The sequence below is a fragment of the Halobacillus halophilus genome (genome assembly GCF_020171985.1).
Classification (GTDB): domain Bacteria; phylum Bacillota; class Bacilli; order Bacillales; family Halobacillaceae; genus Halobacillus; species Halobacillus halophilus_A.
Genome location: NZ_JAIVAL010000007.1, coordinates 13,316 through 27,998 on the forward strand (window position 1 = coordinate 13,316; position 14,683 = coordinate 27,998).

13 protein-coding genes and 2 riboswitches are annotated in these 14,683 nt (G+C 46.9%); of the genes, 2 read left to right on the forward strand and 11 right to left on the reverse strand.

Going from position 1 to position 14,683, the window contains the following annotated elements:
- Positions 1 to 15: 15 nt before the first annotated feature.
- The 5 genes from LCM11_RS12360 to LCM11_RS12380 are packed head-to-tail and all read right to left on the reverse strand — an operon-like array spanning position 16 to position 4,079.
- Positions 16 to 846 carry a sirohydrochlorin chelatase gene (locus LCM11_RS12360; RefSeq protein WP_224894596.1) on the reverse strand — a complete coding sequence of 277 codons (831 nt, stop codon included), beginning with the start codon at positions 844 to 846 and terminating at the stop codon, positions 16 to 18.
- Positions 789 to 1,565 (reverse strand): uroporphyrinogen-III C-methyltransferase, encoded by a 777-nt coding sequence (gene cobA, locus LCM11_RS12365; RefSeq protein WP_224894597.1) that lies wholly within the window; start codon positions 1,563 to 1,565, stop codon positions 789 to 791. The genes LCM11_RS12360 and cobA overlap by 58 nt, the downstream gene beginning before the upstream one ends.
- Positions 1,562 to 2,161: an adenylyl-sulfate kinase gene (gene cysC / locus LCM11_RS12370; RefSeq protein ID WP_224894598.1), complete on the reverse strand. Its 600-nt coding sequence runs from the start codon at positions 2,159 to 2,161 to the stop codon at positions 1,562 to 1,564. Before cysC ends, cobA begins: the two co-directional genes overlap by 4 nt.
- Positions 2,162 to 2,178: 17 nt before the next feature.
- A complete protein-coding gene (gene sat / locus LCM11_RS12375) occupies positions 2,179 to 3,333 on the reverse strand; it encodes a sulfate adenylyltransferase (protein ID WP_224894599.1) in 1,155 nt (384 codons plus the stop codon).
- Between the two features lie 14 nt (positions 3,334 to 3,347).
- Positions 3,348 to 4,079: a phosphoadenylyl-sulfate reductase gene (locus LCM11_RS12380; RefSeq protein ID WP_224894600.1), complete on the reverse strand. Its 732-nt coding sequence runs from the start codon at positions 4,077 to 4,079 to the stop codon at positions 3,348 to 3,350.
- Between the two features lie 103 nt (positions 4,080 to 4,182).
- Positions 4,183 to 4,283: riboswitch (SAM riboswitch) on the reverse strand.
- A 164-nt stretch (positions 4,284 to 4,447) separates the two neighbouring features.
- A riboswitch (SAM riboswitch) is annotated at positions 4,448 to 4,552 on the forward strand.
- Positions 4,553 to 4,715: 163 nt separating this feature from the next.
- Here LCM11_RS12380 and LCM11_RS12385 point away from each other — a divergent pair.
- Positions 4,716 to 5,612: a sulfite exporter TauE/SafE family protein gene (locus LCM11_RS12385; RefSeq protein WP_224894601.1), complete on the forward strand. Its 897-nt coding sequence runs from the start codon at positions 4,716 to 4,718 to the stop codon at positions 5,610 to 5,612.
- A gap of 6 nt (positions 5,613 to 5,618) precedes the next feature.
- Here the strand turns inward: LCM11_RS12385 and LCM11_RS12390 are convergent, their stop codons facing one another.
- From LCM11_RS12390 to LCM11_RS12405, 4 genes are all read right to left on the reverse strand, one after another.
- Positions 5,619 to 7,181, reverse strand: a complete 1,563-nt coding sequence (locus LCM11_RS12390; RefSeq protein ID WP_224894602.1) for a SagB family peptide dehydrogenase — start codon at positions 7,179 to 7,181, stop codon at positions 5,619 to 5,621.
- Between the two features lie 20 nt (positions 7,182 to 7,201).
- On the reverse strand, positions 7,202 to 9,148 hold the full coding sequence (locus LCM11_RS12395) for a TOMM precursor leader peptide-binding protein (protein ID WP_224894603.1): 1,947 nt from the start codon (positions 9,146 to 9,148) through the stop codon (positions 7,202 to 7,204).
- Positions 9,145 to 11,055, reverse strand: coding sequence for a bacteriocin maturation protein (locus LCM11_RS12400; RefSeq protein WP_224894604.1), 1,911 nt, complete (start codon positions 11,053 to 11,055; stop codon positions 9,145 to 9,147). The genes LCM11_RS12395 and LCM11_RS12400 overlap by 4 nt, the downstream gene beginning before the upstream one ends.
- A 64-nt stretch (positions 11,056 to 11,119) precedes the next feature.
- A complete protein-coding gene (locus LCM11_RS12405; RefSeq protein ID WP_224894605.1) occupies positions 11,120 to 11,359 on the reverse strand; it encodes a hypothetical protein in 240 nt (79 codons plus the stop codon).
- A 612-nt stretch (positions 11,360 to 11,971) separates the two neighbouring features.
- Here LCM11_RS12405 and LCM11_RS12410 point away from each other — a divergent pair.
- Positions 11,972 to 12,454, forward strand: a complete 483-nt coding sequence (locus LCM11_RS12410) for a C40 family peptidase (RefSeq protein ID WP_224894606.1) — start codon at positions 11,972 to 11,974, stop codon at positions 12,452 to 12,454.
- Positions 12,455 to 12,541: 87 nt separating this feature from the next.
- Here the strand turns inward: LCM11_RS12410 and LCM11_RS12415 are convergent, their stop codons facing one another.
- Complete coding sequence (locus LCM11_RS12415) at positions 12,542 to 13,444, reverse strand: DUF4097 family beta strand repeat-containing protein (protein ID WP_224894607.1); 903 nt, start codon at positions 13,442 to 13,444, stop codon at positions 12,542 to 12,544.
- 213 nt (positions 13,445 to 13,657) lie between these two features.
- Positions 13,658 to 14,455, reverse strand: a complete 798-nt coding sequence (locus tag LCM11_RS12420) for a LysM peptidoglycan-binding domain-containing protein (protein WP_224894608.1) — start codon at positions 14,453 to 14,455, stop codon at positions 13,658 to 13,660.
- Positions 14,456 to 14,683 lie beyond the last annotated feature (228 nt).

Sequence of the window (14,683 nt, forward strand, 5' to 3'; positions counted from 1 at the left end):
CCCTCACTCCTTTCTTTAAGACCGGACAGGAAACGATTCCTTGTTCTGAAGTGCTTCCTTTACCCGGCCGGCGAGCGCCTCCACTATCCCAGGGTGGTCCTGCAAATAGTGTGTCATTTCAATCGAATATCCTTCTCTCTTAAGTTCCTCCATTCTATCCTGCATGGAGTGGATTAATAGCCCTGTAAACCATAAGTAGGGAACGACCACCGTTCCTTCTCCTTCACGACTTAGGGAAGTTGTTAACCCTTCTTCAAACGTGGGACCGCATGCGGCTAAATAGCAGACATCAACGTTTGAAGCGTTGGTTTTACTTTTCAGCATGTGGGCAATGGATTCAATATCCCGCTTCGTTTCCGGACTCCGGCTGCCCCGGCCTACTAAAAGCAGATTTAATGAGGTTGGTTCTGTGTCGGTTACAGCTTTCAACCGGTCTACCAGCACATCCACCAGCCGCTCCTGAACGCCCAGTGGTTTTCCATACGTAAAAGTCACGGATGGAAAACGCTCCTGCATCTGTTTGATTTCCTCTGGAAGGTCCTTATAATAATGACCCGCTGACAGAAGAAGTACAGGAATAACCGCAATCTCAGTAGCCCCTTTTTGCACCAGTTCCTTTACTCCGTCCGCGACGTTAGGAGAAGCAATCTCCAGGTAACAGATCTGGGATAAGGGAACGTTCACATGTGCCTGTGCTTTTTCGATACAGGCTACCGCTTCGCTTCTGGTTTCCTCGACACGGCTTCCATGGCTTACATATAATACGGCCTGCATACTTTTCCTCCTTCTTACCCCACTACTTGATGAAACGGACTTTCTTCCTGCTGTGGAAGGGATTCGAACCATTGCAGCGACTCGCGAAGTTTCACCACTTCCCCTACGACGATCATGGATGGATTGGCTATATCTTTCGCTCGTTCTACAATTGTGGAAACGGTACCCGTCACCGTTTGCTGGTGTTCCGTGGTGCCCCACTGCACAAGCGCAATCGGTGTGTCCGCTGAACGTCCATGACGGATTAGTCTTTCACAAATATCAGGCAGTTTTTTGACGCCCATATAGATGCACAGGGTATCCATGCTTTTCACAACGCTTTCCCAATAGTCTTCTTCGTCGATTCCAAGCTTACTGACGCCCGAGATAAAAGCGACCGAAGAACTGTGATCACGGTGAGTGACCGGGATGCCTGCATAGGCTGGTGCAGCTATTCCTGAAGTGATGCCAGGCACTATTTCATATGGAATGCCGCGCTTGGATAAGGCCTCTGCCTCTTCGCCGCCCCGACCGAAGACGAAAGGATCTCCTCCTTTCAGACGAGTCACTGTTTTTCCCTGCAGGGCAAATTTGCATAACAGACCGTTAATGCTCGTTTGACTAAGGGAGTGATTATTCGGGCTTTTTCCGCAGTACACAAGCTCAGCCCGTTCCCCCGCTTCATCCAGGAGTTCCTGATTGACGAGACGGTCATAAAGGATGACATCGGCCTGCTGAATGGCTTTTAACCCTTTGACGGTAATTAGATCCACGTCTCCTGGACCTGCCCCCACGATAAATACTTTGCTCATCCTTTAATCCACCCCTTTTCAATTAAGAAAGCAACAAGATGGTCTGCGCATGCCTGTTCATCGAGCTGGCCGGATTCCAGGGTGACCTCAGGGGCAACGGGTGCTTCATACGGAGCATCTACGCCGGTAAATCCTTTGATCTCCCCTTTTCTGGCTTTCTCGTACAACCCTTTAGGATCACGCTTCTCACATTCATCCACCGGACAATCCACGTGGACTTCGAGGAATTCATCTTCGTTAAACAATGCCCTCACTTGATCACGGTCTTCCTGATAAGGAGAGATAAAAGCCGTCAATACGATTGTTCCACTATCTGCAAAAAGCTTCGCGACCTCGCCGATCCGGCGTATGTTTTCTTTTCGGTCTTCGGCTGAAAAACCAAGATCTCCATTCAATCCCTGACGGATGTTATCCCCGTCTAATAAATAGGTTTGAAGTCCTTTCTGAAACAACTGCTGATTAACCAAGTTGGCGATTGTCGATTTACCAGATCCGGATAAACCGGTCAACCAGAGGACTCCGCTATGGTGTCCGTTCTTCTTTCGGTAATCATTAACATTTACTGATGCGTCATGCCACGTTAGATTGGAGCCCATCTCCATCATCCTTTCCGTTATGAATCGATTGTTTGTTTATCTCTAAGTCCTTCAATAAGTGTCTCGACGACCTCGGGACGACTGAATGTTTTTGGCGGTTTCTCACCATTTCTGAGCAGTTCACGTACTTTTGTACCGGAGAGGATGACGTGGTGTTCGGCATCATGCGGGCACGTCTTGTGAGAAGCCATCGCTTCACACGCCTGGCAGTAGAAGCTGTGCTCAAAGAACATCGGCGTGATGCCCAGTTCATCTTCTGTAAAGTGACGGAAGATTTTCTGAGCGTCATACGTTCCGTAGTAATCGCCTACTCCAGCATGGTCACGGCCGACTATGAAGTGTGAGCAGCCGAAGTTCTTACGGACAAGGCTGTGGAAAATGGCTTCCCTTGGACCCGCATAACGCATAGCCGCACTAAAGACAGCAAGCACAACGCGGTTGGCCGGGTAATAATTTTCAAGCAGCACCTGGTAGCTCTTCATCCTTACATCACTCGGAATATCGTCGCTTTTCGTTTCTCCGACAAGCGGGTTCAAGAACAGCCCATCTACGGTTTCCAGGGATGCTTTCTGGATGTATTCATGAGCCCGGTGAACCGGATTCCGGGTTTGGAAACCAACCACTTTACTCCATCCCAGGTCTTTAAATAAATCTCTCGACTGGGCAGGGTCCAGGTAGAATTTCTCTTCATGTTCCTTCTCCGCCCGCTTTGTCAGTTCAATTTCACCGGCAACATAATAGTCCGGACGGCCGTATAGTTTATTTACACCTGGGTGCGCAGACTCTTTCGTTAAGTACACATTCTTAGCTTCTTTTTCTTTATCAGATAGATAGACTTCATTGATTGTAATGGTTCCGTAAGTCGTTCCGTTTTGCACGAGCGCGGCCTTTTCGCCCGGCTGCAGTTCATCGGCCTGATCTTTATTCACGGGCAGTGTAATGGGGATGCTCCACGGTGTTCCATCTTTCAGTCTCATATTCTCAACGACCGAATGGTAATCTTCCTCGTTCAGAAATCCAGTTAAGGGACTATAGGCCCCGTTTCCGATCAGCTCTAAATCACTTAATGCCATGGCATCGAGCTCAATTTTTGTGGAGAGGGCTGAAGTATCAGCCCCTTCGTTAATTTGATTGACTAGCGTCCCGCCGTGGGGAGCGATAATAGTAGACATGTCATTTCCTCCTTTTATTCACTTTCGTTATTTCCTGTGGTATGCAGTCCGCATTCGGTCTTGTTAAAGCCTTTCCACCGTCCGGAGCGGTCATCGCTGTCGGCTGCAAATGTACATGGCACACAGCCGATACTTGGAAATCCTTGATCGTGCAAATCATTGTAATCCAAGTCGTTTACTCGGATATATTGCCATACGTCGTCCCATGTCCAGTAAATAAGGGGACATACCTTTATGGATTCAAATCGGTCATCTTTATTTATAAAATTCGTGTGGCTCCGGCTTACCGACTGTTCGCGCCGCAGTCCGGATACCCAGGCGGTGGCTCCGCTCAATGCTTCTTCAAGCGGTTTAATTTTGCGGATAAAGCAGCATTGGTCCGGCTCTCGTTTCCATAAGGCTGAGCCGTGTTTTTCAGCCTGCTCTTCCAGTGTTAGTTCTGGTTTTTTCATTTCAATATTTAAGTCAGGATAATTCTTCTTGACCTTATCGATTAAATCGTATGTTTCCTGAAAGTGAATTTCCGTATCAAGAAATACGATGTGGGCATCTTTTTTTACTTTTGCAATTAAATCAATGAGCACAATCCCTTCTGCTCCGAAGCTGCAGGCGTAGGTTATGGAAGAACCATACGTATCATATGCCCATTGCAGCACCTCAAGTGCTCCCTTGGTTTCCCCTTCAGGGCCGAGGTTTTCAAACGGATCACCTGTGAACGCTTCATAAGTTATGGCTGGATTAGTCATTTGTCTCCTCCCTTCCCACAAAACAACACACTAAAAATCAAAAACCTCTCTTCTTGAAAAAAAAGAAGAGAGGCGTACAGCATGAATAAGCCAGCGTCTCATCTTCTCATCTTTCAAGTAATAGCTTGCTGGAATTGGCACAGCGTCTGTCGACCCGTTGCCGAGGCTTCAAAGGGCCAGTCCCTCCACCTCTCGAGATAAGAAAACGATGATTGAATTTTTTGAAATGTGATTGATTAAAATCTTATGCCCCTTTTCACTATATGTCAATGCTTAATTTAAATATTCTGTATTTTAAAAAATCATTCTTGACAGGACATGCCTTCCCCATTTAGATTGAATAGTATCTTAATTTTACAATTTAATACTCCTTATAAAGAGCCGGGGAAGGAATCTGGTCCGTTGATCCCGCAGCAACCTCTCCTTGTTGGAGAAGGTGCTCAGTCCAGCAGACATTGTCTGAGAGATAAGGTTAAGCTATCCAGCTTTTCACCTCTTTCCTCAGGGAAGAGGTTTTTTCATAGCCTATTTACTGGAATTATAGATAAAAATATACATAACCGCTAAATTTTTTTACACTTAAAACCTAGTAAATCAATCAGAATAATAAATTATTAAAAACAGGAGTGATGAAACTTGAGAAGATTACTTATTTTTTCGTTCGTCGGTTTTTTTGCCCAGCTGATCGACGGTGCCCTGGGAATGGCTTTTGGACTCAGCTCTTCCTCTCTTTTGCTCGCTTACGGAGTGGCTCCCGCGATTGCCTCCTCGTCCATCCATATGTCTGAAATCGCCACAACCGCTGTTTCAGGGTTTTCCCATTATAAGTTCGGGAATCTGGACAAAAAATTAGCCCTGACCTTAATCGTTCCGGGAGCGGTCAGCGCCTTTTTGGGAGCTGCTTTTCTAAGCAGTCTGCCTGGAGATATGATTAAGCCTTTCATCTCTTCTTTCTTACTTTTACTCGGGGTTTATATCATCGCGCGCTTTCTTTTCCTGCGCCCGTCAAATGAGAACAGGAAGAGAATGCCGCTCAAAAAACGTTTTCTATATCCACTTGGCTTCCTGGCTGGATTCTTTGATTCCATTGGCGGCGGTGGCTGGGGACCTATCAACACCCCCGTCCTCCTTTCACAAAAAGGAGCAACACCAAGAAAAGTGATCGGTACAGTCGATACGACCGAGTTTGCCGTGACCACTTCAGCCACCCTCGGTTTTCTCCTGTTCTTAGGTATCGAACAGTTCAACTGGCTGTGGGTGGCGGCTTTTGTCATCGGCGGGGTCCTGGCCGCTCCACTTGCCGCCTGGCTGGTCCGGATTATTCCGGCTGTGATTCTAGGCGTGCTGGCCGGCGGATTTATTATTTTAGTGAATCTGCGTACGGTCCTTCTGTCTCTTTCTGTGAGCGGAGATGTGCTGGCGGTGATCTATACCGTCCTTATAGCCGGCTGGGCAGCTGCTGTCCTTTTCTCCATCAAGCGGAACATTCAGTTTAACCGGCAGAACCCTTCTCCTATGAGAGAAACATCGTAGTGATGTTTACATATGCATGCCGCCCGTGAGACGGCTTTTCGGGCGATAGCATCCAACAGGTATCTGAATAAGCGTGGTCTGATCGGTTGCTTTCAAGTTATAGAGGGAGTCGCAGTAATTCACATCAAATCCAAGTAAGGGGTGCCCGTTCATCCCAAGGGCACTTGCTGAAAGCAATAATCGCTGCATCAGCATCCCCGCTTCCATATGCAGCATCCGGTACCCTCTATGCCTGAATTCCTTTCTATAAAAAGATCGGTCACCGGCTATGTGCAGACAGATAGGGATCTGGTGAAAATGAACGTAATCCATGTTCATTCCTGCCTGCAGATCCGCACGAAAGTCCCCCGCTTTCACTTTTACTAAGGAATGAGATAGGTGATCATAACGATACGCTCCATCATCGATCCCTTCCACCTGATAAAAACATCCGCAGACAGAGAGGCGGGAGGCTGGATCACCCGCTTCCTCAAGGCCCGTCGGGCATGTAAAGGAACCACAGGCATGCTGAAGAAGTGCTGCCAGCTTCTCTGCGTTGATCTTTTCCGGTATAAAATCCATCTCGGGGGAATGCCGGTTCCGGAATACCTCATAGTTGCTTGTGTTCAGTTTTTCTCCTTCAGGCAGAGTTATTCCCGGCCTGTTCTCCTTCTTCCGCTGACCTTTTTTGAGAGTACTGAATGTTTCGGTTGACTCCATCATCGAACTTTGGTTTACCTCTATAATTTGAGGGTATTCCTTTACGTTTTCGGAGCGTTGAACATAGCTGGTTTTAAGGGCTGGAAGTTCAGCGCACAGATCTTCTGCGCTTTGTTTTACCACGACTCCCCTTTCGATAGGGAGTTCTTTTTTCCTGGACAGAGGAACCACCGCATAGATACTTTCTTCCCCGTCATCAAGTCCGAGCAGGTGGTTGACCGCACGATCCAGAAATTGAAAATGAACACGGGGTTGGTAACCTAAGGAGCGTCCTGCCTCAAGTATCTGAGCGATAAGAGCCCCTGCGTCAAGTCCCTGCAAACGATAAGAGAAATTATGATATTTAAAGAAATTCTTCCAGAACATCGTGGTAATCATAATAGCACCAAAACCGTCCGAAAGATTGGCACGATTCCCGAGAGCGCGATTCAAATAGGAATCGAAATTTCCTTCGCGAAGTAAGAGAAGACGATGATGGGCAGCATCATAATGATAAATACCGTCCGGCAGCTCCTCCACTTTCAAGTAGATGTACAATTCATTTGGGTAAAGACCGCCGCCTGAGGGAGCGAAGCGCCGCAGAGATTGAATCGTTTCCACGGATTCTTCGCCCGCTGTCAGTGCGGTTTGACTGAACTGCGTCAATCCATAGCTGCACCAGAGAAAAGCACCCAGGGCAGAAAGATTCGTTGTGCAGGATCCCGACTCCCCTTTAGAAGAAAGCGGGACCCTATGAGGCAGCGGAAACTCCGGTAACCCGCGGTAAACTTTAAAAGGAAGCGGTCCGTCTTCCCAGTCGATTTCCCAGTCACCCGGATTTACTTGGTCACTATGAAAGTGCAGTTGATGTAAGAACAAGTCAAGATCCATGACGAACCTCCTTGACCCCGTTAAGGAAATGGGTGTGGATAAGGATTAAGGTCTTCTAACGTCAGCGGCCGGCTGACATAGCCTAATTTATTTGGCACATTTAATACTCGGTTAAGTCCTATAACACGAGTGAGGTGGTGGCCAAATGTCATGGGCAGCATCCCCGGGATTAAGACTTTTACGCAGTGAAGATCATTTCTTCGAATCTCGGGTGTGGTTTGATCTACGACGATCACATCGAGGTCCAGCTGACTGAAGACCTTCAGAAGATCCCGAATGTCATCCGTCAGATCAGGATGGCTCCGTTTCCTGTTAAACGCCTCCGCAAATGATTGCTGCTTCTCCTCATTTTTCAACAAAAAGTCGAGCCGCTCTTCTGCTTCCGGAAGGCCATACAGCATCCCGTGATCATCCATTTTCTGTACGAGTGACGAATCATCCAGCATTGCGGCATATTTGTCTCTATTCTGTTCGAATTCTTTATTCAACGGTTTAACCATGCCAATACTTTCTACAATGGCGCTTTTAACCGCTCTTACCGGATCAAGATGGGCACCGGCTGCGCAAATAAGGTTCAATCCGGCCTGGGCGGGGTCACGTTTTTTGATAATCGTGAATATACACGGAATGCCATGTTCCATAGTGGCATTGTACAAATATAGATCATAGCCTGCTTCCTCACGCATGCGGTCGATCATTAACAGCAGTTCTTTATCTTCACAAGTGTATGGATCAATACGCGGCAGCGGGAGCCTGGCGTACCACGTCATCAGAAATGAATCCCGTTCCAGTACTTCAAGTATTCCATGGAAAATGGCTTCCTCGAGACTTCCACCGAGCGCACATCCATTGGAAGTTTCAAACACGAATCCATTTCCGCAGCCCATACTGTAATAAGCGAGCCGCTCCGGAACCAGAACGGGTGCTTCTTTCTGAAGAGAGTAGCCCCAAACCCAATTCATTTTTCGATCCGGGTGGAAAGCGGTAAAGGGAAAATGGGGCTGAGCGTACTGCTTTTTCGAATGAACCCCTACCTGAAGGGGGTGGATAGCAGAATCCAGGTTGTTGTAGCTGTCAAAGACAGCCGTTCGTTTTCCCCGCGGTTCCATTCCGCAAGATCGTTCCAATCCTTCAAGGATGGCGGTCATTTCACTTTCCGCGTACGAGTTTGTTCGTCCGGCTGTGCCTTCATCCCCGCCCATTATAGGAAGGTTGACAATAACATCGGCAAACGGAGTTTCAAAATCCTGTAACTTATTGTTTAACAATCCAGTCCTGGGGTCGAGATAATCTTTTGAAAGGACACTGCTTAACTCTTCTTTAGACCGGCACCGAAAGCTGTCTTTATGGACTTTCATACTTGGCTCAAGCTTGATTTCGGCAGCCAAAGCTGAATCCTTCTGTCGACCACCGCAAACCGGGCATAAGGAATCCGGAAGAATAGCATGGCGTGAGGTTTCAAGGGTTCTAAGATCGATCCGATAAATCGATTCTTTGAATAACGTCGGTCGCTCTTGACACACCTGCTCGACTTCATTTTTAATCAGGCAGGCCATTTGCCTGAAGGCTGTTTCGGAGCCCCATTCATCCTGACGACTGATCTGATTTTCAAGAAGAGCCTTATGCATCTTCCATAGATCCTGTCGATCCGCAGCTGCCATCAATCTCCGGGACTCCGCACATTGAGAACAGCCTGCACTTCCGGGCGTTACAAGCGGACCTGCCACCCCTGCCCCAAAGGAGACGAATCCAGGAATCCACTCCACACCACAGCTCATGGCCGCGGCTTCCGCCTGAAGATAAATCGATGGATCCCAGGTATCATGGAGCACAATCATCATTCTCGTGCCCTCAGGTATAGGCTCGTTAAAATCAGGCAGCCGGACAATTTCCCACCGGGGACTCAGCTCTTCCGCTGTCAGCTGAACCAGTCTTCCTTTTCCGACCAGTGCAATAATGGGATTCATCCAGTCTCCTCCTCTCTCACAACCACACCGAAGAGATCCATAATTGCATCGTCTTTAAAAGGGTCCATGGTTACTTTGATAAAGAAAAGATCCTGGTGGCTGCGTTTCAGTTGCTGAATGGCAGAGCTAAGAACCTCAGGGTCATCTGACTGACAGGAGGGGATATCAAGAGAATGGACAACTCCCTCCTTATCGTTCACCTTAGCAATGCAAGCGTCAGGTACGAACGTGCGGTCAGGGTTTTGCTCCTCCATCAAAGCACGGCGTAATGCTTGTCGCAGAGCGAGTGTACGGGTGAACCCCACACTTCCGTACCACTTCTGTTTCCCAGCTTTCGTCCAAACGACCGGAAATCCATAAGCATCTTCCCCGAGCCCGAGCTCCACTTCTTTCTTCAGGGTTTGTAAGGCCTGGTAATAGAAGCGGCATTGGTCATCTTCCATTCTGTTTAACTCAAGCTTCGCTGGGGTCCATTCCACCCCAGTTTCTTGCAGGCGTTCTTCAAGTAAGTTGGTAAGTGCCCGGCTGATGGCTGTTCGCGTACCGGTTTCCCCTGCTCCTAGATAAAGACTGGCTGAACGATCGTTCACAGAATCTAAACTATTTAAAATATCTTTTTTCAGAGGGGAAAGGTATTGCTCCATTCCGGCAAGTCCTGCTTCCCGTCTCGCTTCTTCATGGGTCATAGCTGCACAGATCCTGCCTGGATGCGGATGCCCGGAGTGAAGATCTGCCACCTGCACTTCGCATTGAGATAAAGGCAGCTGGGGCAGATCTCCTTCTTCATAACGTTGAAAAATCCCTAAAGGCCCGGACGCCAACTCATTAAAGTAAAAGAACCACTCTTTTTCCGGATCCGCTTCTTGATCTTTCGTTTTCTCTAATACGTCTTCCACCCTTTCGGCCACGATGTGACCTGTAACAAGTGGATGAGGTTTAAAAGGATGCCATTTCCCCTCCAGCGTTTCATCTGTAAGCACAAACATGTGGTTCGAAGGATGAACATCCGGCACCCCGGTCATCTTCTTAAACCATTCAAACACAGCCACATTTGTAAGCATCGCTGCAGCTGGTGACGAAATAAAACCACTCTGCTCCTCGTCTGCTTCCTTTCTGGGAAGACTGCGCCACGCCGATTCAAAACGGGAATCCGGCCCCGGTATTTCCGCAGGTCCCGCAAACCCTTCTGTTCTACTGCATAGGATGGGAATAAACCATTTATGTTTCTTTTGACAGGCAGTAAGCAGAGATGTCCGTTCTTCATAATAGTCTTGATGAGAAGCGTAAAAAACAGCATCATACGGTTCGATTTCTTGCTCCCAGGAAAAAGGATTTTCCAGAGCTATGGTGAGGCGAACTTCAGGATCCGTTTCCCTCGCCCAGGCTTCAAGCTCCCTCACTCTACGGCGGCTGCTTTCGTTCTCATCGGTTAAAATCACATGACATCCAGGCAGCCCAGAGGCAAGCAGCGCTGACACTGCTCCGAGCAGCATGTTTCCCTCTCCAGCAGCAATTACTTTTTGCCGACGATACTTTTGGAAGCGGAAGCTGGCAGAATCACCGAAACTCTCCAGGAACTCTATTTGAGAAGCGAACTTCTCCGCCACCTGCGGATGCAGCTCATGAGGATGATCTGCACTCATATCCCGAAGAAATCCATTGTTATATAGAACGTCCGTTATCTCGTAAACACGCGCATGGTAGGGATGCGATAACCCTTCTGTTAAATCAGCTAATGAATGTTCTCCATTGAGCATAGGCAGCAATTTTTCAACCCATTGATGAATAGCCTTTCCTTCCATCCGAAATGAGCCTGCATTGTTTCGGAAATAAACACTCCCGTCCGGTTCCGGCATGAAAAAAGTACCCTTCTTTACCTTTAAACGCATTGAAGGTTTTACGTTCACTATGACACTCCTCCTTACCAACTGGGGTGACTTCCTTCTACGATTCTATGTACTTCCCTTTGTCTCATATGACTTCATCAATAGAAGTACCCCTGCAGAGTGTTTCTGCAGGGGAAAGGAAGAAAGTATATATAAATGTAGAATACTTAACGTCCGCAGCGACCGCAGCCGGCACAACGTGCACATCTTGCACAACCCGCACAGCCACCACAGCCTGCGCAGCGCGCACAACCTCCGCATCCTCCGCAACCGCCACAGCCAGCACAGCGGAAACAGCCGAAGCAGCCAAAGCATACAAATCCAAAACCTACACATAACCTGGAGTTATTGCCATAGTCGTGAGCTTGCTCACTCGGCACTAACTGCTGGGCATGAAATTCTCCGACATCTAAATGCTGAAGTTCATTTTGAAACTGATTCATATGGGGAACCTCCATCGTTATTCAGATTTACTCCTGATCAGGAAACGCTCTTTTACAATAAAAGACACTTTCCCAATCAAGGTATGACGAAGGCCTGGGCACTGTTACTCGAAATCGTCTGGTTGATATTTATTTAACAGAGGAATGACTTGTGAATGATAGGAAGTTGATCGATTCATGAGAAGAAATTTGATTTTGGAAGAGTTGGAGGTGCGGTATAGCCTGGACCGCGCGTATCTTCGGATTGGGCCGTGCGCCTCCTCGATTGGGCCGTGGTCAAACCCAATCAGTTAAATCTAGTAGAAGATAACCAGCCTCTACTTTCTTTCCTATGCCCATCTATCAAAATGACGATATTCCTTCTCTAGTTGCCAAAGCACCTTTCCACTGAAATCTATGTCGAAAACTTTTCATATTCGTCGGTGGAATAAACAAAAAATAGCAACAATACGATAATTATTGTTTGGCGAATTTAACTTCAGGAGGTCAAAAGGATGAATGTTGCTGTTAGGAAGTCAAGGTGCTGGGTGTATGCTGCGGTCATTTTTTCATTAGTTGCTGCTTTTGTCTTCACCCCTTTCTCAAAAGCAGAAGCTACAATTAACTATGGCGAGGAAGTTTCTGCCGTGGCGGAGAGGTATGCAGGGGCCCCGTTTAAATGGGGAGGAACGACGCCTAAAGGTTTTGACGCAAGCGGATTTACTCAATACATCTATTCCTATTCTGCTGCTAAAAAGCAAATCGCTCGCACAAGTGCTGAGCAATATAAGCAAGGAAAAGTCGTTAAGAAACAATCCGACTTGAAGTTTGGGGATCTCGTATTCTTTGATACAGCAGGAAAAGGCAACGTTTCATTTGTGGGCATATACACAGGGTCCGGTGAGTTTATTGCCGCTACCTCTCAAGGCGTCAGAACGCAAAAGCTTTCCAGCTCTTATTGGAAAACCAAATATTTAGGCGCAAAACGTCACTTTTAACTAATAAAACCAGGGACTTTCGTCAAGAGGAAGTCCCTGGTTACATCATTTATTCACTAGCTAAAGTCATCGCTTTGACAGGACCATTTAGTCCAATGTAAAATCTCCAGAACTCGTTTTCACTACGATCTGATACGTCTGATCTCCTTTATGACCTTTTACCTCATGCTCCTCTCTTCTCTCATAATGAATGCCATCCAGTTGAATGTGTTCGTCTCCTGAACTTGATCGATAACTCAGCATAAACGATGTAGGTTCTTCTTCAAACGAAAAAGTAACATCACCGCTCGACGTATTGGCTGTTAAATTTCCCGCCAGACGCTTGTGCGATACATCCACTTTGCCCGAGGAAGATTCAGCCTTCATTTCATGAACTAGTAGTCCGTTTCCTTCTATATCTCCACTGCTTGTTTCCAATTCGACCTCAGCGTCTGAACCATTTACGTTTTTCAGCATTACATCTCCACTGGAAGAATGGATGTTCAGCTTTTCCTCCATTTGCAGATTAGATACTTCTATGTCCCCGGAACTTGAGGAAGCAATCAGGTGATTGACTTGCAGTTCATGAAGGCTGACTTCGGATGACGAGGTGTTAATTTTTACGAATTCCAGTTTCTTCCTGGGTACTTCAACGATTAATTTCAAGTCATCGCCTCGGATAAAACCAAATGAAAGTCCGAGCCCTTTATTCTTTTCAAGCTTTACTCTTAATTCCCCGTCCATCTCTTCCACTTGATACGAATACTTTTTCCAATTCCGGGCATATCCGCTCAGCGTGACTTGAATTTGATTGCTTTCCCCTTTGATGAATTGGATACCAGTCGTTGAAGTATCTACATTGATGCCTTGAATTTCACCCGCCGTAAAGGCTTCTTGCTTATGTACCTCTCGCTTTTCATTTTCTGAGGACTTCGTATTCTGAAATGAGATCAATGTTCCTGCCCCTCCGAGAATCAAAGCAAGCAATACAATCCATACCGCTTTTTTCATAATCCTTGCTCCTCTCACTATAAAAATTTAAGAAATGGCAGCGGATGAGAAATATTTCAGCTTCCATAAAGTCTGTGCAAGTTCATGTTTTCACCAAACTCGCAAGTGCTATTGATATATTATTAAAAATATACCTTATACTCCTCAGCAAAGAAAGAATTTCTTCTGCACAAGAAAACAGCCTCCCTCCCTTTTGAGAAGGCTGACTGTTTATTAGAAGTATACCTTGATTTTCACAAGGTCCTGAATACTGCCATCTTTAGCACTTCGACTGTAAACCCACAGTTCTCCCGAATCGGCTGTAGGCTGGCGATCGAATGGAATGGCACTGCTGAAAAATCCGTATTCCGGAGCACCTTTGTCCGTCATAGCGTAACGTTCGTTGGACACCACGACACCATTACTGTCCCTCAGCTGGTAATTGACGACCGCTTCGAATACTCTCGCGTATCCTTCTACCATGTCTCCACTATTTATGGTCGAACCTGGCAGAGGGCGGGTCACGAAAATATTCCTTGAAGTCGGAATCGGAATAATAAGATGATAACCCGGCCAGATTACATCTCTTTGGAAACCAGGCCGATCGGCATTAGCTTCTTCCAGGTCCGTAACACGTACCCCAAATCGTCTTGCAATTGAATACAGGGTATCCCCTGTAGTAATTTTATAAGTAAACGCTGGAACAAGCAGCCTCTGGCCTACTCCAATGATGTTGGGATCGGGAATATTGTTCACTCCCGCCAAAAGATCAACGTGAGTACCAAACGTTTGAGCGATAGCCGTTAAGGTATCTCCGTTCGTCACGATATGGGTCATGATCGGATCGAGTGTCGAGGTAGGTACGATCAGAACATCATCAGGATAAATTAATCCCCGATCGGTCACAGGCGGGTACAGATGGTTCGCCCTTTCAATACCGGTAGTCGTACTGCCGAAACGACTGGCAATCGCAAATAGCGTGTCACCAGATTTGACCGTGTAGATCAGCCCTTTTCTTGATGTAACAGGCATTCTTACACCTCCTCTCTCCATATATTACGAGAACATCATAAGAGTCGGAACGGCGTTTCTATACTGGCGTATGAATCTTTTCTGCAGCAAATGACTGGCCCCTGAACGTTGAAAGCCCATCAGCATTTATTACCCAGGTACACGCCTTATTTCACCGCCACTTAATATGAAGGACGTCACTTCCACTCGTTTCAAAAGAAATTTGTTACAATATAGAAAATGGCAGCG

Coding starts and splice junctions, on each gene's coding strand:
- LCM11_RS12360 (WP_224894596.1), bottom strand. CDS start 846: ATGGTTCGAATCCCTTCCACAGCAGGAAGAAAGTCCGTTTCATCAAGT.
- cobA (WP_224894597.1), bottom strand. CDS start 1,565: ATGAGCAAAGTATTTATCGTGGGGGCAGGTCCAGGAGACGTGGATCTA.
- cysC (WP_224894598.1), bottom strand. CDS start 2,161: ATGGGCTCCAATCTAACGTGGCATGACGCATCAGTAAATGTTAATGAT.
- sat (WP_224894599.1), bottom strand. CDS start 3,333: ATGTCTACTATTATCGCTCCCCACGGCGGGACGCTAGTCAATCAAATT.
- LCM11_RS12380 (WP_224894600.1), bottom strand. CDS start 4,079: ATGACTAATCCAGCCATAACTTATGAAGCGTTCACAGGTGATCCGTTT.
- LCM11_RS12390 (WP_224894602.1), bottom strand. CDS start 7,181: ATGGATCTTGACTTGTTCTTACATCAACTGCACTTTCATAGTGACCAA.
- LCM11_RS12395 (WP_224894603.1), bottom strand. CDS start 9,148: ATGAATCCCATTATTGCACTGGTCGGAAAAGGAAGACTGGTTCAGCTG.
- LCM11_RS12410 (WP_224894606.1), top strand. CDS start 11,972: ATGAATGTTGCTGTTAGGAAGTCAAGGTGCTGGGTGTATGCTGCGGTC.
- LCM11_RS12415 (WP_224894607.1), bottom strand. CDS start 13,444: ATGAAAAAAGCGGTATGGATTGTATTGCTTGCTTTGATTCTCGGAGGG.
- LCM11_RS12420 (WP_224894608.1), bottom strand. CDS start 14,455: ATGCCTGTTACATCAAGAAAAGGGCTGATCTACACGGTCAAATCTGGT.